Annotated in this window: 18 protein-coding genes; 3 read left to right on the top strand and 15 right to left on the bottom strand. The window is 64.0% G+C overall.

The genetic code is table 11. The annotated features are described in order from the left end of the window. Positions 1 to 77: 77 nt before the first annotated feature. The gene (locus tag LZ012_RS15550; RefSeq protein WP_275711740.1) at positions 78 to 410 is read left to right on the top strand and encodes a hypothetical protein; all 333 of its coding nucleotides are present in this window, start codon (positions 78 to 80) and stop codon (positions 408 to 410) included. A gap of 42 nt (positions 411 to 452) precedes the next feature. Here LZ012_RS15550 and LZ012_RS15545 read toward each other — a convergent pair whose 3' ends face one another. The 7 genes from LZ012_RS15545 to aceB all read right to left on the bottom strand — a co-directional run bounded on the left by LZ012_RS15545 (position 453) and on the right by aceB (position 9488). After that, positions 453 to 1061, bottom strand: a complete 609-nt coding sequence (locus LZ012_RS15545; RefSeq protein WP_275711739.1) for a response regulator transcription factor — start codon at positions 1059 to 1061, stop codon at positions 453 to 455. After that, the gene (locus LZ012_RS15540) at positions 1058 to 3418 is read right to left on the bottom strand and encodes a PAS domain S-box protein (RefSeq protein ID WP_275711738.1); all 2361 of its coding nucleotides are present in this window, start codon (positions 3416 to 3418) and stop codon (positions 1058 to 1060) included. The genes LZ012_RS15545 and LZ012_RS15540 overlap by 4 nt, the downstream gene beginning before the upstream one ends. A 131-nt stretch (positions 3419 to 3549) precedes the next feature. Continuing rightward, a complete protein-coding gene (locus tag LZ012_RS15535; protein WP_275711737.1) occupies positions 3550 to 4269 on the bottom strand; it encodes an LrgB family protein in 720 nt (239 codons plus the stop codon). Then, entirely contained in the window at positions 4266 to 4625 is a 360-nt protein-coding gene (locus LZ012_RS15530) for a CidA/LrgA family protein (RefSeq protein WP_275711736.1), read from the bottom strand. Before LZ012_RS15530 ends, LZ012_RS15535 begins: the two co-directional genes overlap by 4 nt. A 156-nt stretch (positions 4626 to 4781) precedes the next feature. Continuing rightward, positions 4782 to 5720 carry a nucleoside recognition domain-containing protein gene (locus tag LZ012_RS15525; protein WP_275711735.1) on the bottom strand — a complete coding sequence of 313 codons (939 nt, stop codon included), beginning with the start codon at positions 5718 to 5720 and terminating at the stop codon, positions 4782 to 4784. Between the two features lie 157 nt (positions 5721 to 5877). After that, the gene (locus LZ012_RS15520; RefSeq protein ID WP_275711734.1) at positions 5878 to 7740 is read right to left on the bottom strand and encodes a diguanylate cyclase; all 1863 of its coding nucleotides are present in this window, start codon (positions 7738 to 7740) and stop codon (positions 5878 to 5880) included. Positions 7741 to 7889: 149 nt separating this feature from the next. After that, positions 7890 to 9488 carry a malate synthase A gene (gene aceB / locus LZ012_RS15515; protein ID WP_275711733.1) on the bottom strand — a complete coding sequence of 533 codons (1599 nt, stop codon included), beginning with the start codon at positions 9486 to 9488 and terminating at the stop codon, positions 7890 to 7892. Between the two features lie 114 nt (positions 9489 to 9602). Here aceB and LZ012_RS15510 point away from each other — a divergent pair, with 114 nt between their 5' ends. Then, positions 9603 to 10505: a LysR family transcriptional regulator gene (locus tag LZ012_RS15510; RefSeq protein ID WP_275711732.1), complete on the top strand. Its 903-nt coding sequence runs from the start codon at positions 9603 to 9605 to the stop codon at positions 10503 to 10505. Next, positions 10505 to 10858 (top strand): YbaN family protein, encoded by a 354-nt coding sequence (locus LZ012_RS15505; protein ID WP_275711731.1) that lies wholly within the window; start codon positions 10505 to 10507, stop codon positions 10856 to 10858. Before LZ012_RS15510 ends, LZ012_RS15505 begins: the two co-directional genes overlap by 1 nt. Here the strand turns inward: LZ012_RS15505 and LZ012_RS15500 are convergent. The 8 genes from LZ012_RS15500 to fabI all read right to left on the bottom strand — a co-directional run bounded on the left by LZ012_RS15500 (position 10795) and on the right by fabI (position 23436). After that, the gene (locus LZ012_RS15500; RefSeq protein WP_275711730.1) at positions 10795 to 13062 is read right to left on the bottom strand and encodes a putative bifunctional diguanylate cyclase/phosphodiesterase; all 2268 of its coding nucleotides are present in this window, start codon (positions 13060 to 13062) and stop codon (positions 10795 to 10797) included. The genes LZ012_RS15505 and LZ012_RS15500 overlap by 64 nt on opposite strands. Continuing rightward, the gene (locus LZ012_RS15495; protein ID WP_275711729.1) at positions 13059 to 15203 is read right to left on the bottom strand and encodes an HDOD domain-containing protein; all 2145 of its coding nucleotides are present in this window, start codon (positions 15201 to 15203) and stop codon (positions 13059 to 13061) included. The genes LZ012_RS15500 and LZ012_RS15495 overlap by 4 nt, the downstream gene beginning before the upstream one ends. Before the next feature lie 492 nt (positions 15204 to 15695). Then, the gene (locus LZ012_RS15490) at positions 15696 to 18596 is read right to left on the bottom strand and encodes an adenosylcobalamin-dependent ribonucleoside-diphosphate reductase (RefSeq protein ID WP_275711728.1); all 2901 of its coding nucleotides are present in this window, start codon (positions 18594 to 18596) and stop codon (positions 15696 to 15698) included. Positions 18597 to 18795: 199 nt separating this feature from the next. Further along, positions 18796 to 19977, bottom strand: a complete 1182-nt coding sequence (locus LZ012_RS15485) for an acetate/propionate family kinase (RefSeq protein ID WP_275711727.1) — start codon at positions 19975 to 19977, stop codon at positions 18796 to 18798. Position 19978: 1 nt separating this feature from the next. Further along, positions 19979 to 21397 (bottom strand): bifunctional enoyl-CoA hydratase/phosphate acetyltransferase, encoded by a 1419-nt coding sequence (locus tag LZ012_RS15480; RefSeq protein WP_275711726.1) that lies wholly within the window; start codon positions 21395 to 21397, stop codon positions 19979 to 19981. A gap of 71 nt (positions 21398 to 21468) precedes the next feature. Beyond that, on the bottom strand, positions 21469 to 21951 hold the full coding sequence (locus tag LZ012_RS15475; RefSeq protein WP_275711725.1) for a protein-tyrosine phosphatase family protein: 483 nt from the start codon (positions 21949 to 21951) through the stop codon (positions 21469 to 21471). 2 nt (positions 21952 to 21953) lie between these two features. Continuing rightward, entirely contained in the window at positions 21954 to 22529 is a 576-nt protein-coding gene (locus LZ012_RS15470; protein WP_275711724.1) for a hypothetical protein, read from the bottom strand. A gap of 97 nt (positions 22530 to 22626) precedes the next feature. Next, positions 22627 to 23436, bottom strand: a complete 810-nt coding sequence (fabI, locus tag LZ012_RS15465; protein WP_275711723.1) for an enoyl-ACP reductase FabI — start codon at positions 23434 to 23436, stop codon at positions 22627 to 22629. Positions 23437 to 23481 lie beyond the last annotated feature (45 nt).

Below are 23481 nucleotides of genomic sequence, written 5' to 3'. Positions count from 1 at the left end.
ATCACTGGACGGAGGTCCAATTGCCAAGGCCGGTCGGCTGATGCAGACTCTGCGCAACGAGAGAACGAGGTAAGGGCATGCTGTACGCAGCGAGAGATGGCGAGGGGAAGATCAGCGAACTGCATCCGATGCCGGTCGACAATGCGCAGGAAGCGCTGCCGACCGATCATCCCGACGTCCTTCAGTTCATCCACAATCGCTGGCGGCAGAACGAACTGGACCAGCTCGACCGCGATTTCGTCCGGGTGACCGAGGACTTGATCGAGCTGCTGATCAGCAAGGAAGTGATCCTGTTTACCGACCTGCCGGCCAAGGTCCAGGAAAAGCTCCTGCGACGTAAGGAAGTGCGCCAGAACACGCACTATCTGGGCAATATCGGCATCGGCGGCGACGACATCATCCCGCTTTGAGCCCGGCGGCCGGGGGCACTGCCAGGGTGGCAGATTTCCGGCCTAATTGACGGTCATCACCGACTTGACCAGTTCGGCCAGGGTGCGCACGTTCATTTTCTCCATGACCCGCGCCCGGTGTGCTTCGACGGTCTTCATGCTGATGTTGAGTTCGTCGGCGATCTGCTTGTTGAGCTTGCCGGCAACGACCAGGTCCATGACCTCGCGTTCGCGCTGGGTCAGTTGCTCGAGCCGCGACGAAATCGCCCCGTCGCGCTGGCGGCGGGCGGCCAGTTCGTTGTCGAGGGCCAGGGCGCGGACGATGCGCGACAGCAGGTCTTCGTTGTGGAAGGGTTTCTCGATGAAGTCACAGGCGCCGCGCTGCAGGGCGCCGACGGCCATCGGCACGTCGCCGTGGCCGGTGACGAAAATGACCGGCAGTTGGGAGCCCAGGCTGTCGAGTTTCTCCTGCAGTTCCAGGCCGCTCATTTCCGGCATGCGGACATCGAGTACCAGGCAGCCGCACATGTCGTTGCGCCAGGCCTTCAGGAAAGCCTCGGCCGAATCGAAGCACGCCACCCGATAGCCTTCCCCTTCGAGCAACCAGGTCATCGAATCGCGCATGGCCTCGTCATCGTCGACGACATAGATGGTTTGCATCAGCTCACTCATTGCTCTCCCCCGCTGCTTTCCTCTATCGGTACCGTAAAATGAAACTCGGTGCCGCCCTCGCGCCGCGGACTGACCCACAGCCGGCCCTGGTGAAATTCGATGATCGACCGGCAGATGGCCAGACCGATGCCCATGCCTTCGGGCTTGGTCGTGTAGAAGGGGGCAAATATCTTCTCCGCATCCTCCGTCGCCAACCCGTGACCGTGGTCGGCCACCGTCACTTCGAGCATCCGTTCGTCGAGCAGCCTCGCCTGCAGCGTCAGCTGCCGGCGTTCCACCGGCACGTCGCTCATCGCCTCGATGCCGTTTTTCACCAGGTTGAGCAGCACCTGTTCGATCATGATGCGGTCGACGACGATGCGTGGCAAGTGTTCCGGCAGGGCGACGATGATTTGTGTCCCGGTCCGCTGCGCCTCGATGTCGGCGAAGGCGCGGGCTTCGTCGATCAATTCGGGCAGGGCGATGGGCTGCCGGTTGGGGTCGCCTTTCTTGACCATGTCGCGCATGCGGCGAATGATCTTGCCGGCCCGTTCGGCCTGGGTCGATGCCTTTTGCATGGCGGTGAGCAGGTCGTCCAGCTTGTAGTTGCCGGCCTGCATGCGCTTGACGCAGCCGGCGCAGTAATTGGCGATGGCCGAGAGCGGCTGGTTCAGTTCGTGGGCCAGTGACGAAGCCATTTCGCCCATGGTGATCAGGCGCGAGGTCTGTTCCAGGCGTTTCTGCTGCTGCAGGTTCACTTCGTCGATGTGCTTGCGGTCGGTGATGTCGGCAGCGACCTGGACACGGACGGTGCGCCCGTCTACCCAGCGGATGGCCCGCTCGTGCAGGTGGTACCAGTGGCCGGACAAGGCGTGCTGGATTTCGCCATCGTAGATTTCGCACGGTAGTTCATCGCCGGTGATCTGTTGCGGGTCGCGCAGGAAGGCTTCCGGGGCCGGGCGGCAGGGGGCGGTGACCTGCTCGGTATCGCGGCCGATGGCATCGAAGCCGTAGATGTTCTGGAAGGCGCGGTTGGCGAAGAGGATTTCGCCGCTCCGCGCATCGGCGACGTGCACCGCCGAATCGAGGCCGTCGATGACGGTGACGAAGCGTTCGTGGGCGCGTTCCAGTTCGACGCGCACCCGTTTCGGCTCGGTGATGTCGTTCATCGACGCCATCCAGCCGATCTGCCCGCCATTGGTGTCGATCAGCGGCGAGAAATAGAGGCGGACGTCGAAACGCTCGCCGTTCTTGCGCATGATGCGCATCTCGAAACCGCTGGGCGGTGCCTTGCCGGCCAGCGCGGTATCGATGTTGTACTGCAGCTTGGCGAATTCCTCCGGCGGCCAGTAGGGGTAGGGCGGGCTGACGCCGACCAGTTCGCTTTCGTCGAAGCCGGTCATCCGGCAGAAGGCGGCATTGACGAAGGTGATCCGGCCGGTGAGGTCGATAGCACGCAGGCCGGTGACCATCGAATTGGACATCGCCTGGCGAAAGGCATACGCGGCGCTCAATTCCTCCTCGGTGGCGGCGCGGTGCCGGGCATGGCGGCGCAACTGGATCAGCGTGACCGTGGCGATCAGGGTCAGGACGATGATCAACGCGGCCGGGAGGAAGGGCAGCCAGGCGCCGCCGCCGCGATAGGCGACGATATTCAGGCCGAGGCGGTTGTTCGGCAGTTCGAGGTTGATCGCGCCCGATAGCTGGCGGTCAGTTGGCTTGACCGAGGAGTTGTTGAACACCTCGCGGTTGTCGGCACTGACCACAGTGAGGCTGTAGCGGGCGGTGAAGACCGCCGGCAGCGTGGCGCGCAGCAGTCCTTCCAGCGATTGCAGCGCGATGAAGGCGCCGATGTCGGCGCTGCCGCGCTGGACGGGCAGGATGATGTCGTGGGCCGGCCGCTGGTTGGCGTCGCGGTAATCCGCCGACACCAGTTCGCGGCGGATGCGCAGCGCTTCCTGCAGGGCGGTGAGTCGGGTGCCGTCCAGTTGCTCGCCGACGAAAGTGGCGGTGGCTTCATTGGGCGCCACCCATTCCACCTTGCCGTCGGTATCGACCCAGATGATGGCCTGGATTTCGGGGTTTTCGCGCACATAACGCGAGGCGCGGACCTGGAAGGACTCGTAGGTCAGCTGTTTGAATTCCTGCTCGCGGCCCAGTTCGGAGAGAAAGTCCTGATGCGCATGGAGGCGGGATTCGATGGTCCGCTCGGCCCAGTGCATGTCGCCCTCCAGGGCCGAGCGTGCGGTATCGAGTTCGCGCCACTGCAGCAAGGCGGTCACGATCAGCATGGCGAGCGCGAAAACGCCGATCGCCGCATAAGGAGCCAGCCATAGCCAGGTTTGCTTCGGGGATTTGGCGGGGAGTTGCGGAAACATGCCTCAATTCTTTGCCGGGCGCGGTTCGCCGGCCATTGGTACTTACCCTTAGCGGGGTGCGGCAGGGACGCCGGCGGCGCGGCGGAATGGTCCGCGGCGTCGCCCGGCGTGCTGCGCCGGAGTGTTGCGTTTCAGCTGATCCATTTCGCCACGCTGGGTACCAGCATGGCGGTCAGTGCGCCGTTGAGTCCCATGGCCAGTGCGGCAAAAGCACCGCTTTGCTCGTTCACCTGGAAGGCGCGGGCGGTGCCGATGCCGTGCGAGGCGATGCCGATGGCGAAGCCGCGAATCGCCGGGTCGCGCAATTTCATCAGGTCGAACACGTAGCGTGCGCCGAGCGCCCCGAGGATGCCGGTGATGATGACGAGCACGGCGGTGAGCGACGGAATGCCGCCGATGCGCTCGGAAATCCCCATGGCGATGGGCGTCGTCACCGACTTGGGGGCCAGCGACAACTGCGTGGACTGGCTGGCCCCGAACAGCCGGCCGACCAGCACGGCCGAGACGATGGCGGTCAGGCTGCCGGCGAGCAGGCCGGCCAGTACCGGAATCAGCATGGCACGCACCCGTTTGAACTGCATGTAGAGCGGGATGGCCAGGGCAACGGTGGCCGGCCCGAGTAGGAAGTGCACGAACTGGGCACCGGCGAAATAGGTTTCGTAGCTGGTCCCGGTCGCGCTGAGGAAAAGGACCAGGATGGCGACGGCGATGAGCACCGGATTGGCCAGCGGATTGGTGCCGGAGCGCCGGTAGAGCTGGAAGGCAAGCTGATATGCGATCAGCGTGACGGTCAGCCCGAGCAGCGGGGAGGCCGACAGATAGACCCAGATCTGGCCGATGTTGGCGCTCATGGCTGTTCTCCGGTGGTGGCGGCTGGGCGCTGGCACAGCTTCATGACCAGGGCGGTGACGACCAGGGTGGCGACCGTGCTGATCAGTAGGGAGAGGACGAGGGGCAGCCACTCGTTGGCCACGCGATGCAGATGGACCATGATGCCGGTGCCGGCCGGCACGAAGAGCAGCGACAGGTGCTGGAGCAGATTCTGGCTGGTGCCCTGCATGTCGTGGCTGGGACCGCCGCGCAGGATCAGCGCGACGAGCAGGAACAGCATGCCGAGCACCGGGCCGGGGATGGGCAGGTCCAGTCCGCGGGCGAGCACTTCGCCGGCCAGCTGAAAAATGAGCAATTGGGTGAGGGCAGAAAGCATGGCGCGATCTCCGGAAACGATGCGCGCAGTTTATTGCTTATCACCGGTAAGCAATAGACGGCAAAAAGTCTGTTTATGTTTTACAAAAAGTCTTTAATTGGCCGTCGATTCGCGGCCATGGATCCCCGCTGTCGTGGGAATGACGGTTGTGTTCGCTCAGGCGAAGTAGGCGTGGCCGAGGGTGCGGATGGCCACGCCGACGCAGGCGCCGACGGCGGCCGGTTTCCACACCGTCGCGACGCGCCGGCCGGCCGATATGAGGACGGCGACGCCGGGCAGGTCGAAGGGGGAAATCAGGAAGCCGGCGCTGGCGTTGAGCAGTTGGACGCTGACCTGCCCGGCCCGCCGCATGTCGTCGATGACGCCCATCATCGCCGTGCCGCCGGCCAGGTACTTGGTCAGGGACGGCAGGATCAGGATCGGGTCGATGCCGGCCAGTTGGAGCAGCGGCGCAATCAGGCTGGTTAGCGCGTCGATGGCGCCGAATTTCTTCAGGGCGGTCACCGCCACCAGCGACAGCACCAGCATCGGGATGGCGCCGACGGCGATCTTGAAGGCTTCCGCTCCGGCGCGGTTAATTACGTCGAGCACCCCCTTGGCGTTGTCGGCGACCGGGTGATTCAGGGTCTCGTCGACGCTCGCCTCGCTCGCCGACAGATGGCGGCCGAACAGGTAGTAGGTGGCTGCCGCAGCACCGAGGCCGCCGAGCAGCGAGAAGGCGAGCAGGGGACCGAATTTGAGGCCCATGGTCAGCATCGGGAAGGCCGCGTTGGCCTGGGCCATGGCCAGGACCATGGCCAGGGTGGCGGCGAGGTGGCGGTCGCTGGTGCCGCGCTGTTCCATCATGGTCAGCGTCGCCATCGGCGCGGCGAAGCTGACGAAGTTGATCTGCAGCGCCGCGAAGACACCCAGCCCGGTCAGGCCGAACGGGCGCAGCAGCGGCCCCAGCTTGGGAACCACCCAGTCCAGCGCGCCGCGGGCTTCGAGCAGGCGCATCAGCGACAGCATGACGACCATCACCGGCAACAGGATGAACAGGGACAGTTCGACCGCCGAGCGGCCGGCCTTGAGGATGATGTCGATCAGGATATCCACAGTGTTTTCGCGATGAGGGGCGGCCGGCGAATCGGCCTTGGGCCGATCATTCTAATTGTCGAATCGGCAGAATGCCGCCACGCCTTGCTGGTCGGCAATCATGGACTTCCCTTATCTTCTCCGGCCGATGCATCCTTGCGGAGATCGGCCGCCCGGATCAGTAGTCCTTGGTTTCGTTCCACATCGACGGATCGAAGCGGATGACACGGTTGCGGCCGCGTTCCTTGGCTTGGTAGAGCGCCACGTCGGCAAACTTGACGGCCTGCCAGAAGGTGTCGCTGTCGGTCGGGAAGTCGGCGATGCCGATGGAAATGGTCTTCTGCAGCACGACGCCGGAAACCTGCACTTTCAGGTTCTCGACGGCGGTGCGGATGTTTTCGGCCACCCGCTCGGCCGCGGCACCGGCGGTATCGAGCAGGATGATCAGGAATTCCTCGCCACCGTAGCGGATGACCAGATCGGAGGCGCGCACCGACTGCTTGAGCACGTTGGATAGGCCCTTGAGCACCGAGTCGCCGGCATCGTGGCCGTAGGTGTCGTTGACCATCTTGAAGTAGTCGAGGTCGAGCATCAGGATCGACACGGTGGAACGCTTGCGCTGGACGCCGGAGATCAGGGTCTCGACATATTCCTCGAGGAAGCGGCGGTTATTCAGCCCGGTCATCGGGTCGCGCAGCGTCGAGTCGCGCAGGCTTTCCATCAGGCGCTTGGTTTCGAGCACCGGTGCAGTTTCGCGCAGGTAGACGCTGACCAGCGGGACCTTGGCCTTCAGGGCGGCCTGCTCCTCCGGGGTGCTTAGCAATTGCAGCACGCTTCCCACCGAGCCGGACTGGATGACCGGGAAGCAGACGTAGCGGCGATCGCCGGCTTCCTCGGGCGGGCGGAAGGAGGTGCAGATCTGTGGGTTCTCCATGCCATCGACCAGGTGGCCGGTACGCCGCGCCCGGCAGGCCTCCGGGCGGACCAGGATCTGCGGGTCGCACCAGCGGCAGGCATCGGCCAGCTCGCCGTCGACGATCACGCTGTGCATCTGCTTTTTATTGCTGCTCATCTCGTACAGCGAAAATTCCTGCAGCTTGAATTCACTCTTCAGCGTGTCGGACAGGCGCTGGTAAATCTCACTCTTGACCTCGTCTTCTTCGATGGCCTGCTTGAAATGCGCGGCACGGGTCAGGCCTTCGACCATGTCGATGGTGGCGGTGAGCAGGTTTTCGCCCGGCGCCGGAGTGCGCTCGGTCAAGCGGGCGACGTTGTTGCCGATGCGGTTCAAGCCGTCGTCGAGGAAGGTCAGCAGACGGTTCATGTCGTTGGCGATCTGGCCGATTTCGTCATTGGTCTTGCGCTCGACATGGGCCTTGAAATCGCCGTGCAGGGCGCGTTGTACGGCATCCTCGACGGCGAGCGCGGTTTCCGAGATGGGGCGCAGCAGGCGACGCAGCAGGAGGACCAGAAGCAGGGCGAAGATGGTTACCGCCCCGGCAATGCCGGCCACCGTGTACAGGGCCTTGGAGCGCAAGGCGTCGATCGACATGCTCATGCTCACCGCGCCGAGCACGGCGCCTTCCTGGACGTTATGGCATTGCAGGCAGTTCGGGTTGCCGGTGGAGGTCGCGATGTAGGGAATGGTGCCGCGGAACAGGGTTTCCTCTCCGACGGTGATCAGCTCGAAACGCGGCTTGCCTTCTTTCAGGACCTGGCGTTCGCCTTCGTCGGCCACCAGCTCGACGCTCAGGCCTTGGCCGAACTGTTTCTGCACTTCCGGCGAGCGGATGACGCGGGCCGAGGTCAGCCCCTGGACTTCGACCAGGCGCTGCAGGAAGCGCTCGCGCTTGTCGATCACGCCGTTGATCATCGATTCCGTCAGATGCACGCGGACAATCTCGCCGGCCGTCCGGATATGTTCGGTCGCCGAGGCGATGGAGAAGCTGCGAAAGGCGTAGAGGCTGATGGCGACCAGCACGGCGAGCAGGCCGGCGGCGATGCCGATGAAGAACAGGGTGACCTTGGCGTTGAGATTCACGGCGGTGTCCGAGAAACAATATTGCTGAAAGGGGCAATTATGTCCGAGTCCTTGCCGCGACGGGAGGCAATTGTAGGAAAAATCCTAGTTGCCATGAAAAACGGCGCCCGCAGGCGCCGTAATTCAGCATTTTCTTATCGAAAAGCGGCTTAGGCCATCGCTTCGTACAGCGGCAGGGTCAGGAACTCCGGATATTCCGGGGTCAGCGACATCTTGTCGAAGATGACCGCGGCCTGGTCGTAGGAAGCGGTGTCCTCGCCCTGGGCGGTAACGGTGGCCTTCACCTTGGCCAGTTCCTCGGCGATCATCGGGCGGACCATTTCGACGGTGACCTTGCGGCCGTCGTCGAGGATGCCCTTCGGCGACACCACCCACTGCCACACTTGCGAGCGGGAGATTTCGGCGGTGGCGGCATCTTCCATCAGGTTGTGGATGGGCACGCAGCCGTTGCCGGCCAGCCAGGAGCCGAGGTAGTGGATGCCGACGTTGATGTTGTTGCGCAGGCCGGCTTCGGTGATCGGGGTGTTCGGGCGGAAATCCAGCCACTGCTCGGGGCCGAACTTGCCTTCAACCTGCTTCTCGAACTGGTTCGGCTTGTCGCCGAGCACCTTGACGAATTCTTCCATGGCGATGGGCACCAGGCCCGGGTGGGCCACCCAGCCGCCGTCGAAACCGTCGTTGGCATCGCGGGTCTTGTCGTGGCGGATGCCGGCCAGCGCCTTTTCGTTGGCGACCGGGTCGTTCTTGATCGGGATCAGGGCCGACATGCCGCCCATGGCCGGAGCGCCGCGCTTGTGGCAGGCCTGGACCAGAGCCAGTGAGTAGCCGCGCATGAAGGGCACTTCCATGGTGATGGCGCCGCGCTGGGCCAGGCAGAAGTCCTTGTTCTTCTTGAACTTCTTGATGCACGAGAAGATGTAGTCCCAGCGGCCGGCGTTCAGGCCGGCGGAGTGGTTGCGCAGTTCGTAGAGGATTTCTTCCATCTCGAAAGTGGCGAGGATGGTTTCGACCAGCACGGTGGCCTTGATGGTGCCTTGCGGCAGGCCGACGTGGTCCTGGGCCATCACGAAGATGTCGTTCCACAGGCGGGCTTCGAGGTGGGATTCCATCTTCGGCAGGTAGTAGAACGGGCCGGCGCCGCGGGCGATCTGCTCCTTGGCGTTGTGGAAGAAGACCAGCGCGAAGTCGAAAATGCCGCCGCCGACGCGTTGGCCGTCAACGGTCACATGCTTCTCGTCGAGGTGCCAGCCGCGCGGACGGATCTGCAGGGTGGCGATCTTGTCGTTGAGCTTGTATTCCTTGCCGGCTTCGTTCTTGAACGACAGTTCGCGACGAATGGCCTTGTACAGGTTAATCTGGCCCTGGATCTGGTTTTCCCAGTTCGGGCTGTTGGAATCCTCGAAGTCGGTCATGTAGGAGTCAGCGCCCGAGTTGTAGGCATTGATGATCATCTTGGCTTCGACCGGGCCGGTAATTTCGACGCGGCGGCACTGCAGGGCGGCCGGCACCGGGGCGACCTTCCAGTCGCCGTTGCGGATGTGGGCGGTTTCCGGCAGGAAGTCCGGCATTTCGCCGGCGTCGATGCGGGCCTGGCGGGCAACGCGGGCCTTGAGCAGTTCCTGGCGGCGGGCTTCGAAGGCGCGGTGCAGCTTGGCGACGAATTCCAGCGCCTCGGTGGTGAGGATGGATTCCCATTCGGGCTTGATCGGGGCGTTGATTTGCACGCCGGCGGGCAGATTGATGGCCATGGCTGAACTCCTGATGAAAGGGTAATTGGGATACTGCGATGAATGAATTCTAGAAGTCTTCTATAGGACTTAAAAGGGGAATAGAATCAATTCATCTTTTACTTTGAGTATCAAATGGACCGTCTCAAACAGATCGAAGCCTTTGCCAGCGTCGCAACTCGCGGCAGTTTGTCGGCAGCGGCCCGGCTCGAAGGCGTCACGCCGGCCATTATCGGCCGCCGTATCGATGCTTTGGAGAGTCGCTTGGGGGTCCGTTTGCTGCTGCGCACGACGCGCAAGCTGACCCTGACCTTCGAGGGGCAGGCCTTCCTGGAGGATTGCCAGAAACTGCTCAACGATCTGGCCAATGCCGAAGCCGCGGTCTCGCTCGGCGGCCTGCAGGCGAGCGGCTATCTCAAGGTATCGGCGCCGGCCGGGTTCGGCCGGCAGCACGTGGCGCCGCTGGTCGGCGACTTCATGCGCGCCAACCCGGAGGTGCGGGTCAATCTGAACCTGTCCGACCGTCTGGTCGATCTGATCAACGAGAATATCGACTGCGCCATTCGCATCGGTGAACTGACCGATTCCAGCCTGGTCAGCGTCCGCCTGGGGGAAATGCGGCGCATGGTCGTCGCCAGCCCGGCCTACCTGGTCGAGCACGGCGTGCCGCGCCGGCCGGAAGACCTAGCCGGGCACAACTGCCTGTCGCTCGGCCAGCAGCGGGGCTGGATCTTCCGTCATCCGGACAGCGGCGAGGTCGATACTATAAAGGTCGGCGGCAGCTTCGAGTGCAACGATGGCGCCGTGCTGCACGAATGGGCGCTGGCCGGGCGCGGCCTGGCCTGGCGTTCGCTGTGGGAGGTCGTGCGCGATCTGAAGGAGGGCCGGCTGACCTCGGTCCTCGACGCCTGGCAGGCGCCGCCGATGGGCATCTACGCGGTATTTCCGCAACGCCGCCACCTGCCGCTGCGCGTGCGCCTGTTCATCGACCTGCTCAAGGACAACTACAGCCGGCCGAGCTACTGGGAATTGCGCTGATGAAGACCCCGGTCTATCGGGTGCTCGGTATCGTTTCCGTCGGGCTGGGTATTATCGGCGCGGTCCTGCCGCTGTTGCCGACGACCCCCTTCCTGCTGCTGGCCGCCTATTTCTTCGCCCGTTCGCATCCGGAGTGGGAAGCCAGGTTGCTGGCGCATCCGCAGGCCGGTCCGGCCATCCGCGCCTGGCGCGATCATGGCGCCATTCCGCGGGTAGCCAAGCGGGCGGCGACCGTATTGCTTGCGATCAGCGCGGTCGGCGGCTGGTATGGCCTGCCCGAGCCCTGGCGCTATGTGCCGGCCGGCGTCGGGTTCTGTGTGCTGGCCTGGATGTGGTCGCGGCCTTCGGTGTGAAAGCCGGGGCGGGGGGCGAATGACTCGCCGCTCCCCGAGCGGTTCGCCAGTTTCAGGAAGTCCATCAGCTTTGCCGACGGTAAGGGCCGGCTGAAGAAATAGCCCTGCATTTCGTTGCAGCCCAGCTGTTTGAGGATGGCCACCTGCTGTTCGGTTTCCACGCCTTCGACGATGACGTGCAGGTTGAAATTGCGGGCGATGCCGACGATGGCCTGGATGATGGCGAAGGAATCGTGCGGCGTGCGCAGGTCGCGCACGAAGGACTGGTCGATCTTGATGCGGTTGACCGAAAAGCGGCGCAGGTAATTGAGCGACGAATAGCGTGTGCCGAAGTCGTCGATCGAGATGTGTACCCCCGTGCTGCGCAGGCGTTTCACGCGGGCCACGATATTCTCCACGTCCTTCATCAGCAGGCTTTCGGTGATCTCGATCTCCAGCGATTCCGGCGCAATCCTGAATTCGTCGAGCGGGATGCGAATCCGTTCGAGCAGATCGACGCGGTCGAACTCGCGCGGCGACAGATTGACGCCCAGGCGGATTTCGCCGAAACCGTGCTGCTTGAGATGGGCCAATTGCGCGCACGCCTCGCGCAGCACCCAGTCGCTGATGGCGATGATCAGTCCCGTCTCTTCGGCGATCGGGATGAAAACGTCCGGGCTGATCATGCCGGCGCGTGGGTGGTTCCACCGAATCAGGGCTTCGAGGCCGACCACCTTGCCCAGGTCGGCATCGATCTGCGGCTGAAAATGCAATTCGAACTGGTTGCCTTCCTTGACCGCCTTGCGCAGATCGTTTTCCACCGACAGGCGGTCCAGGTTGGCCGTGTGCATGTGCGGCTGGAAGGCGGTATAGCCGTTTTTCCCCTGCCCCTTGACCTGGTACATAGCCATGTCGGCGCAGCGGATCAGTTCCTCGGCGTTCGCGCTGTCGTCCGGATAGACGGCAAGGCCGATGCTGGTCGTCGCCAGGAACTGGGTTTCGCCGAGCAGGAAGGGTTTGCGCAGCTCCGACAGGATTTTTTCGGCAACGACGCTGACGTCTTCCTTGTTGCTGATGGTCGGTAGCAGGGCGGTGAATTCGTCGCCGCCTTGCCGGGCCAGGGTGTCGCCGGTGCGCAGGCAAGCGCGGACGCGCACGGCGAATTCGCGCAGCAGCTGATCGCCGACCTGGTGGCCGTAGGTGTCGTTGACCAGCTTGAAGCGGTCGAGGTCGAGGAACATCACGGCCAGCTTTTCCTTGCGCCGCGAAGCCTGGACCATGGCCATCTCGAGGCGGTCGACGAACAGCGTCCGGTTGGGCAGCTTGGTCAGCAGATCGTGGAATGCCTGGAAAGCGATGGTCTGCTCGGCTTTCTTGCGTTCCGAAATGTCGCGCGCCACGCCCGAGGTGCCGAGGAAGGCGCCCGGCTGGCCGAGCGGGTGCGATTCATAGACCCCCTGCGAACTCAGTATCGTCGTCACCACCGCCCCGTTGCGCGCCCGCGGCGTCGACGGCTTGCGCTTGAAACGCACTTCGATGTTGCTGGTGGCCCGTTCCCCGACCCGCCTTTCGTTGAAGGCGTACTGGACGTGCTCGTAGTCACGCGGATCGACCACCCTGGTGTAATGCTGCCCGACCAGTTCCCTGGGCTCGTAGCCGAGCAGGGTGCTGACCCGGCCGTTGATGAAGGTGAAGCGGCCCTGGCGATCGAGCGTGAAGATCATGTCCGGCGACTGCTCGACCAGGAAGCGGTGCAAGCGCTCGGAATGCTGGAGCTGGGCGGAGACCAGGGCGAGTTCCTGGTCGCGTTGGCGATTGGCCAGCGCCCGGTCGACGGCATGGATCATGTCGTTCGGATCGCAATCCTTGCGCAGGAACTCGAAGGCCCGGTGGCGCAGGGCATGGATCGCCGAGTTGATCGACTTGTCGGCGCTGAACACGATCACCGAGGCGTCGATATTGTGCGCCGTCATCCACTCCATGATTTCCAGGCCGGAAATATCGGGCAGCTTAAGGTCGAGGATGACCAGGTCCGTCCGGCCTTCCTTGAGCCGGGCAATGGCTTCCTGGCCGGTGCTGGCTTCGTCGATCGTCCGCTCGTCGTCGGCCAGCAATTCCCGGTAGGCAAGGCGAAAGCGCGATTCGTCGTCGACGATCAGGATGTTCTGATGCGTCTGCAGGCTGGGAATCCGGGCCAGTTCGTACAGGGCGGTGATGGCGTTCATGCCGGTTGTCCTGCCACCGGGGCGCCGCCCTTGGGAATCAGCAACGCAATGCTGGTGCCGGCGCCGATCTGACTCCGGCAGGTGATCAGCACACCCTCCTTCTTGGCCAGGCTGCCGACCACGGACAGGCCGAGTCCTCTTTGTGCCGTATCGGAAATGGGTTTCGGGCGATAGAGGGACTGGATGGTCTCTTCGGGCATGCCCGGCCCGTTGTCGTCGACCCGCAACTGCACATAGCCCGCACCGTCGTGGATGATGTTGTCGCTGACTGAAACCTTGACGTATTTCCCGGCGACCAGGGCTTCCGAGGCGTTTTTCCACAGATTGAGGACGATCTGCTTCAGGCTGTCGCGGTTGATGCGGACCGGCAGTTCGGCCTGCGGCAGTACCGTTTCGATGCGTATCCCCTTGGTGTTGAACAGCGTGTCGGCGTAAAGGACCAGGAAGTCGTTGAGGACGGCGACCAGATCGAGGCTGGTGCTTTCTGCGCTGCCCTTGAGGGCGTGCGTCATGTGGCCGACGATATTGGCCACCCGGTCGATTTCCTCGGTCAGAACCGTGAGTTCCTGGCGAACCCCGTCCTCCGGCAGTTTGCGTTCGAGGATTTTCAGGTAGCTCTTGATGATGCCCAGCGGGTTGCCGGCCTCATGGACGATTTGGCGCGCATGGCGGGTGAATTGGTGGGTCAGTTCTTCCTCGACCTGCTGGCGATGGCGGCCGGCTTCGAGCACGGCATCGAGGCTGATCGCGGCGATCTTGCCGAAATTGGCCAGCCACGGAATCCGGCGCTGCAGGCGGCCGTATTGTTTTTCCGACAGGCCGCACACCATCACGCCGATCACGCGACTGCGCGCCAGCATCGGGATGCAGAGCAGACCTTCAGTACCAAGGGCGCGGGCCAGTTGTAAATCGAGCAACGGGAGCGCTTCGGTTTGCTCGAAGCTGGTCCGTACCTGGCGTTCGATGACGGCTGCCGCGGCCAGCGAGCGGGATGCAGCCAACGGGATGGAAAGCTGCCGGAAAAGTTCGGGTTGTGCCCCGACTTTTTCGCCGGACAAGGCATCGCCCTTGTCGTTGGCCAGCAGGATGGCCACTTTCGGCAGTTCGAACAGGATGCGGGCCGATTCGCGTAAGGCGAGCAGGACTTCGGTATCGCTCCCCAGCTGGAAGAGGTCCTGCTGCAAGGGCTGCAGCATGGCCATGCCGCCGACCAGCGCTGCCATGTCCTCTTCGGCGGCACTGGACTGAGCCGGCTGGGGGGGGGCGGCCGCTGCGTGGTGCCGCTTCGGGAATTCGTCGGCAACGGTGATTCCCAGCGCCTCGGCAATCTGGCGGGTACGCTGGATGGCACGGTCGCGCTCGGCGAACAGGGCGGAGCGCTCGAGCTTGAGGCTGCTGCCATTGACGACCACCCCGAATTCGGGCGAATCATCCATGTTGGCGCTCAGCGCCTGGGCAATCCAGACCATCTGCGGCAGCGCGGTGGCGGTCAGGATCTGGGCCGCCGACGCATGATGGAAAGCGGTGCCGTCGGCCAGTACGGAATTCAGTCCCCAGTGGTCGATCAGCCAACCGCCGACGTCGGCATGGGTAGTCCCGAACAGCTGGACTTCCTCGGCGAGAAGCTGCGGGTTTTCGGCAGAGTTGATCAGGAAGCGGCGATAGGGCTCGCCGATGGCCGACAGCAGGATCAGTTCGCCGATGTCGTGTAGCAGCCCGGACAGATAGGCTTCGTCCGGATGCGGATATTCGGCGAGTTCAGCCACGCCGCGCGCCAGTTCGCCGACCAGCAGCGAATGGCTCCAGAAGTCCGCGATGTCGGTGGCGTCCAGATTGGGGTTGCGGTCGAAAAGCCGCTGGATGGACAGGCAGGTTGCCAGCGAGTGCACCAGGCGGGTGCCGAGAGCGACCAGGCAGGTATCGAGGCTCTTGAGTTCCCGGCCCCGGCGCAATGCCGGGGAGTTGGCGACGCTCAGGATGCGGCTGGCCAATCCCGGGTCCTGCTCGACGATGCTGGCCAGATCCCCCACGGTCGCCTGTTCGTCATCGACCGTCCGCATCAGCCGCAACAGAATCTCGGGCGGAGACGGGATGTGACCTCGGTCGATGGATTCTTGGACAGACTCAGGGAGACGGTGCATCGAAAAACGCCTATCTACAGAGCGGAGGGGAGGATGATCCAGATCATGGACTGGAACAATTTTTCTCTAATCTACATGATAAATACGCCAGTCAGATGAAAATTCAGAGGTCGCTTTCAAGTCGGTCGGCAGGCCGGCGAGCCTTATTCCGAGCCGATCCGGCGGCAAAAAAGTCCGGGATTATTGCTGTCCGGGCTTCTTGACGTATTGCGGAAAATGCCGTTGTCAATTTATGCCTTGAGGGTGGCTGTGTGATTTTTGCATACAGGTTCCTCGAGACAACCGGCCGTGTACCGCAAACTGCGTTAAGTGTCCCGGGATGAGCTTCGCCGTCGTGGCCAGGCGGCTCCCATCGCCCAGTGATTGCCAGGTGCTTGGCCAGTCGGATAACAGATCAAAAAAAGCCCCGGGATCAGCGATCCCGGGGCTTCATTTTTTGTTGCAGCTTATGCTGTCGCTAGCAAGACAGCATTCAGCCCGGCGTTTCTCAGGTCAGCCGCAGGTGCCCACCGCGCCGCAGGCGGTGCAGAAATCGCAGCCGTCCTTGCGGATCATCGTGTGGTTGCCGCACTCGCCACACAGCTTGCCCTGGGTCGGCAGCACCTTGTTGCTGGTGGTGTCTTCCGGTGCTTCCAGAATGCCCATCTGCTGCAGCGGGAAGCCGGCTTCGTCGAGGATGCCGAGCATGGCGTAGCGGTGGATGATCAGCTGGGCGATGTAGGCGACGGTCGACGGGTAGGTCTGCTGCTTGCGCGAACCCGGGACGAAGGCCATGAAGTCGCCGAACGGCTCGGAGTAGTCGAGCAGCTTGCGCAGCTTCATGCCGATCCAGGCCGGGTCGAGAACGCGCATGTCGAGCGACAGGAGCTTGCACAGGCCGTCGAGGGCACGCGGGTAGTTGCCGGAGAGCCACATCGAGTAGGGGCGCGAGCTGCCGTCGGGCAGGGTGATTTCCTTCAGGCCGAGGACGAAGTCTTCGCCGGTCGAGGTGTTGCTGACGTCGACGGTCCAGGACAGCGTGCCGTCGGTGCCGGTCTTCGGCTCCTTGGTGCTGAACAGGGCATCCTTGACCGGCGTCGGGCCGTCGTGGCCGAAGGCGCCGAGCTGTTCGCCGCGCCACAGGATGACCTGGGCCATGGCGGCGACGACGGACGGCATGCGCTTGCGTTCGCCATGCGGCGGCATCTGCATATCGAAGGCGTCGCCCGGCATCTTGGCCAGGGCTTCCAACTTCAGTTGCAGCCAGCCGTGGTCGTTGGCGCGCATGTCCATGGACAGCGTCTTGGCGACGGCGCCCAGGCCGCGCGGTTCGGCCGGGCCGTTGGCCCACACTTCGAACGGCCAGGCACGGCCTTCCTGTTCGACATGGCCGACGAACAGGGCGAACTTGCCGATCGGCGAATCGACCATGTAGGTCCAGCACAGGTTGCCTTCCGGCAGGTTCGGGCGGCCCGGCCAGCGCAGGCTGGCGAGCACCGGGGCCGGCAGGTTCTTGATCGACAGGCGGCGGTTGGCGTCGGAAACGAAGTCCTGCGGCGCCTTGGCGTCGGCGGCAGCGGCCGCCTCGGCGGTCGGTTCCGGCGTGACGGACAGGACGGAACCGAGCACGCTGTTCGGACGATAGGTGGCCAGACCCTTGAGGCCGGCCTTCCACGCCTGCATGTAGAGGTCCTGGAAGTCTTCGTACGGGTAGTCGGCCGGCACGTTCACCGTCTTCGAGATCGAGGTGTCGACGTAGGGGGCGACGGCGGCGACCATGTCGCTGTGGGCCTTGGCGGAAATTTCCAGGGCCGTGACGAAGTAGTCCGGCAGGTTGGCAACATCACCGCCACGGTGCTTGTACAGGCGCCAGGCGTAATCCTCGACCGAGTATTCCTTGATCGTGCCGTCCTGCATGCGCTTCTTGCGGTTGTAGGTCCACGAGAAGGGCGGTTCGATGCCGTTCGAGGCGTTGTCAGCGAAGGCCAGCGAAATGGTGCCGGTCGGGGCGATGGACAGCAGGTGCGAGTTGCGCAGGCCGTGCTTGCGGATTTCGGCCTTGACCTCGTTCGGCAGGCGCGAGGCGAAGTTGCCGCCGGACAGGTAGAGCTCGGCGTTGAACAGCGGGAAGGCGCCGCGTTCCTTGGCCATTTCGGCCGAGTACAGGTAGGCGGTGTCGCGCATGAATTCGCTGATGCGGCTGGCCATGGCACGGGCTTCAGCCTTGTCGTAGCGCAGGCGCAGCATGGCAAGCATGTCGCCGAGGCCGGTGAAGCCGAGGCCGACGCGGCGCTTGTTGGCGGCTTCCTGCTGCTGGCGCTCGAGCGGCCAGTGGGTGGCGTCGAGCACGTTGTCGAGCATGCGGGTCGACACGCGGATGACTTCGGCGAAGGCGTCGAAATCGAACTCGGCCTGCTCGGAGAACGGGTTCTTGACGTACAGGGTCAGGTTGATCGAGCCCAGGCAGCAGCAGCCGTACGGCGGCAGCGGCTGTTCGGCGCACGGGTTGGTCGCCTCGATCACTTCGCAGTAATTGAGGTTGTTGTCCTTGTTCATGCGGTCGAGGAACAGGATGCCCGGCTCGGCGTGGTCGTAGGTGGACTTCATGACCTGGTCCCACAGGTCGCGGGCGCGCACCTTGCGATAGACCCACATGCCGTCTTCGCGCTGGTAGGCGCCGGCCGAGCGCATGTCGGCATTCGGCTCGGCACGGTGCACCAGCTCGACATCGGTGTCGCCATCGACCGCTTCCATGAAGCCGTCGGTGACGCCGATGGAAATGTTGAAATTGGTCAGGTCGCCGTGGTCCTTGGCGTGAATGAAGTCCTCGATATCCGGATGGTCGCAGCGCAGCACGCCCATCTGGGCGCCGCGGCGGGCGCCGGCGGACTCGACGGTTTCGCAGGAGCGGTCGAAGACGCGCATGTAGGAAACCGGGCCGGAAGCGCGCGACTGGGTGCCCTTGACGCGGGCGCCCTGCGGGCGGATGGACGAGAAGTCGTAGCCGACGCCGCCACCGCGGCGCATCGTTTCGGCGGCTTGGGCCAGCGCGGTGTAGATGCCGGGACGGCCATCGGTGTTTTCGACGATGGAATCGCCGACCGGCTGCACGAAGCAGTTGATCAGCGTGGCCTGCAGGTCGGTACCAGCGGCGGAGTTGATGCGGCCGGCCGGGATGAAGCCGTTTTCCTGGGCCCACAGGAAGCGGGCTTCCCAGTGTGCGCGATCAGCTTCCTGCTCGATCTGGGCCAGCGCCCAGGCGACGCGCTTGCGCACGTCGTGAACGTTGGTTTCCTTGCCCTTGGCGTATTTTTCGATCAGCACCTCGCCGGAAATTTCCTGTTCCGGCAGGGGGGCGAATTCGGGCGGCGCGGGAATATCGGTCAGTGAAAGCTGCTCTGCGACTTTGCTCATTGAAGGCTCCTCTCAACAGTTTCGGTTCTAGTCTTTGAATGGAGGGAATCTACTATATCTAGTGGGTCGATACAATATCTTGACTAGATGCAGTGGTTCTGCCTTAAGCGAGGCGTGACGCTGTCATGGTTTAAAAAGCCCGAAAAAACAACGCCCCGGACCACTTTCGTGAGACCGGGGCGGGCGGAAAAAATTTCTGTCAGAGGGCGAGCAGGGTCTGCGCGTGGTGCGCCATCATCCACTCTTCGTTGGTCGGGATGACCAGCACGTCGACGCTGCTGTTGCCGGCGCTGATCACGATGTCGTGGCGGGCGTTGGCTTCCGGATCGAGGCGGATGCCCAGCCATTCGGATTGCAGGCAGACGCGGCGGCGGACTTCGGCGGCGTGCTCGCCGATGCCGCCGGTGAACACCAGGGCGTCAATGCCGCCGGAGGCGGCGACCAGCGAGCCGAGTTCGCGGGCGATGCGGTAGCAGAACAGGTTCACCGCCTCTTCGGCTTCCGGCTTGTCGCTGGCGAGCAGGGTGCGCATGTCCTGGCTGATGCCGGACACGCCGAGCAGGCCGGATTCCTTGTACAGCATCCTGGTCATGTCCTTGACCGTCAGGCCCTTGGTTTCCATCAGGTGCAGCACGACGCCGGGGTCGAGGTTGCCGCAGCGGGTGCCCATCAGCAGGCCGTCGATGGTCGAGAAGCCGAGGGTGGTGGCAACGCACTTGCGATTGACCATGGCCGCCATGCTGGCCCCGTTGCCGAGGTGGGCGACGACGACGCGGCCGGCGGCGCGGTGCGAATGCTGGGGCAGGGCGCGGGCGATGAATTCGTAGGACAGGCCGTGGAAGCCATAGCGCTTGATGCCTTCGGCCGACAGGGCGCGGGGCAGGCCGAAGGTCTGGGCGACGTCCGGCTGGCTGCGGTGGAAGGCAGTGTCGAAGCAGGCGATCTGCGGCACGTTCGGGAGCAGGGCCTGCAGGGCGCGGATGCCGGCGACGTTGTGCGGCTCGTGCAATGGAGCGAGCGGGATGAAGCTGGTCAGGTGGTCGAGGACGGTGGCGTCGACGACGGTCGGTGCCGAATAGCGCTCGCCGCCGTGCACCACGCGATGGCCGACGGCGACGATCTGCCAGCCGCTATGCGTGGCCATGAACCACTTGAGCAGGGCGTCGAAGGCGACGTCGTGGCTGACCTGTTCGCCGGCGATGGCCTGGTTGGCGATCTTCTCGCCGGCGCGGTCCTTGGCCACCATCTTGGTGGCGTTGGTGCCGATGCCGTCGATCTGGCCGGAGACTTCGGCATCCGGGGAGATCGGGTGGGCGAGCGGAAAGAGGGCGAACTTGATGGACGACGAACCGGCGTTGATCGTCAGGATGGCTTGCTTCATTTCAGGTGGTTCCGTTCTTGCGGTTGGCGTGGGCGATCAGTGCGGCGATGACGCACGATGCGGTTCTGGTTTCGGCGCTGTCGGCGCGGCTGGTCAGCACGATGGGCACCTTGGTGCCGAGCACGATGCCGGCGGTCAGCGCATTGGCGAGGTATTCGAGCTGCTTGGCGACCATGTTGCCGGATTCCAGGTCGGGCACGACGAGGATTTCGGCATGGCCGGCGACCGCCGACTTGATGCCCTTGGTCTTGGCGGCGACGATGGACACGGCATTGTCGAAGGCGAGCGGGCCGTCGAGCAGGCCGCCCTTGATCTGGCCGCGGTCGGCCATCTTGCACAGGGCGGCGGCGTCGAGGGTGGACTGGATTTTCGGATTGATGGTCTCGACCGCCGACAGGATGGCGACCTTGGGTTCGGGAATGCCGATGACGTGGGCGAGGTCGATGGCGTTGCGGATGATGTCGGCCTTTTCCTCCAGCGTCGGCGCGATGTTGATCGCCGCGTCGGTGATCAGCAGGGGGCGGTGGTAGGTCGGCACGTCCATCACGAAGACGTGGCTGATCCGCCGGCTGGTGCGCAGCCCATTGGCACGGGCGACCACTTCGCCCATCAACTCGTCGGTGTGCAGGCTGCCCTTCATCAGTGCTTCGGCGTCGCCGGTACGGACCAGCGATACGGCCACTGCGGCCGAATCGTGGCTGTGTGCGGCATGGACGATGCGGATGCCGGACAGGTCGAGGTCGAATTCCTCGGCCACGGCGCGGATCTTGTTTTCCGGTCCGACCAGGATGGGTTCGATGATGCCGGCCTGGAAGGCCATGACCGGGCCCTTCAGCGACTCCAGGTCGCACGGGTGGGCGACGGCGGTGGGGATCGGTTCCAGGCCCTTCACGCGCTGCAGCAGGTGGGTGTAGCGCTCGTGCTTGTCGTCGATGCGGATCTCCGGCATGCGCACCTCTTCGAGGCGCGACACCTTTTCCAGCGGGGCGAGGATTTCGGCCGAGCCGCGCACGACCTGCAGGCCTTCCTGGTTGGTGCACACGCAATCGAAGATGACGTGCTTGTTGTGCTCGAACTTCTGCTTGGCGGTGACGGTGATGGTGATGCTGTCGCCGATGGTCACCGGCCGGGCGAAATGCAGGCTCTGGTCGACCAGGATGGTGCCCGGGCCGGGGAATTGGGTACCGAGCACGGTCGAGATCAGCGAGCCGCTCCACATGCCGTGGGCGATGACTTCGCGGAACATGCCGCTTTCGGAATACTTGGGGTCGACAATCGACGGATTGACGTCGCCGGTCAGGACGGCGAACAGCTTGACGTCCTCCGGCATCAGCGTGCGCGTCAGCGACGCGGAATCGCCGATGCGGATTTCCTCGAAAGTCTTGTTGGCCAGATAACGTGTTTGGGCGAGTTGGCTCATGCGGGCTTGCTCCAGTTGCTCAAGCAATCAGTAGTTGTGGGGTGGGCTGCGGCGCAGCGCTAGCGGGATGCTCAGGCGCGCTGGGCATGCCGGCGCTCGCGGCTGAGCAGCGGGGTGGGGATATCGATGGAAAGACCGGCGTGACCTGCTTCGAGCAGATCAATCACCCATTGGTTCGCCTCGTAGGTGAATTCGCGGGCATCGAGCGGCGCGCCGGTCAGCGCCTCGGCGAACAGGGCGACGGCGGCCGAGCGGCTGACCCCGTATTCGCAATGCACCATCAGCGAGATTTCAAACGGGGCAGCGTGCAGTTCCTCGATGAAGGCACTGATCTGTCCTGCCATGCGGTGATCGAACAGGCCGGGCAGGGCCGGCATGTATTCGTCGGCCGGCACCGCATCGAAGAAGGACAGGCGCAGCACGTGGCGGAACAGCGGATCGAGCTTGGCTTCCGGCGTCGTCGGGTCGGTGATCGAAATGACCGCCATGTAGGGGGAGCCGCGCAATTGCTCGGCCAGCTTGCGCGACGTGTATTGGACCTTGCTGACAGTCATTGTTACTCCATGAATACCGGGTCGGAGAAGACCAGGGTACCGTCCTTGCGCATCATCAGGTTGTCGGCCTTGATCAGGTCAGGCAGCGCGCCGTAGTCGCCGGAGAAGACCTCCAGCGCCTGCAGCGAGTCCTTCACCGCGTCGCTCCAGCCCATCGGCGTCACCGTCAGGTGGTGCAGGGCGATGCGCCCCATGTCCTGAGCCAGATTACGCCACATCAGGCAGGCATCGAAGTAGGACGAGGACAACCGGGTCGCCACCTCGGCCGCTTCACCGGTGCCGGGCAGCGGGTAGAGCCGCTCGACCTCGACGATGTGGAATGGAAAGCCGCGGCTGGAACGGCCGGCCGTGCCGTGGTCGGCGAAGACCACCGGGAAATGGTGGCCGGTCGGACGATCCTCGGCGGTGTAGTAAGCATAGTCGGTGGGCGAGGAGAGCACCTTGTAGACGCGCTCCTGGCCATCGACGGTGTCGGCTTCGAGGACGATGGTGCTCTCGCCGCGGCCGATTTCCCGGCGGCCGCGCAGCAGCGGGTGATCCGGCACGGGGTCGGGGAGTAGTCCTTCGATTTCAGCCATGATGCTCTCCACGGTTCTGCGGGCGACGGCTCCTGAACGCTTCTTTCCGGTTCGCCGGACTCCGCCAAGCTTCGGCGGAGCCCGAGGGGTGCTGCGATCAGGCGACGATGTGGGCGCCGGCGTCCACGTAGATGGTCTGGCCGGTCATCCCGGACGAGCCCGGGGTACACAGGAAGGCGGTCAGGGCGCCGACTTCCTCGATGGTCACGGTGCGGCCAAGCGGGGCCTTTTCGGCATCGCTTTCGAGCAGGGTGTTGAAATTGGCGATGCCCGAGGCGGCACGGGTCATGATCGGGCCGGGCGACACGGCGAAGACGCGGATGCCCTTGGGGCCGAGGTCGTAGGCCATGTAGCGGACGGCGGATTCGAGGGCGGCCTTGATGATGCCCATCACGCCGTAGTTGCGGACGACGCGTTCGGCGCCGAGGTAGGACATGGTGATCAGCGAACCGCCGTGAGCCATCAACGGCTCCAGGGCCTTGGCCATGCGCAGGAAGCTGTGGCACGAGACGTTCATGGCGGCGTCGAAGCCTTCTTCGGTGGCGTCGATGACGCGGCCGTGCAGATCGTCGGCATTGCAGAAGGCCATCGAATGGATGGCGAAGTCGATTTCGCCGAAGGTTTCGCCGCACTGGGCGATGACGTTCTCCAGGCTGCCCGGTTCGGCCACGTCGAGCTTGACGAACAGCTTGGCGCCGAGGGCTTCGGCCAGCGGTTGGGTGTAGCGGGCGGTCTTGTCATTCTGGTAGGTCAGTGCCACTTCGCCGCCGAGGGCGACTATGGCCTTGGCGACGGCGTAGGCAATCGACTTGTCGTTGGCGATGCCGGTGATCAGGCCTTTCTTGCCGGCCAGCGGGAGGGCGGCGTTGCTTGCGGAGGCAACGGCGGTTTCGTTGATGGTATTCATGCTGTTCAATCCTTCCAATGCGGTTTGGGGACTAGTGCGCTGCAT

This window comes from Dechloromonas hankyongensis (assembly GCF_022012295.1).
In the GTDB taxonomy this organism is placed as follows: domain Bacteria; phylum Pseudomonadota; class Gammaproteobacteria; order Burkholderiales; family Rhodocyclaceae; genus Azonexus; species Azonexus hankyongensis.
The sequence above is the reverse complement of the archived record's forward strand: the minus strand, read 5'-3'. Positions and strand labels throughout refer to the sequence as shown.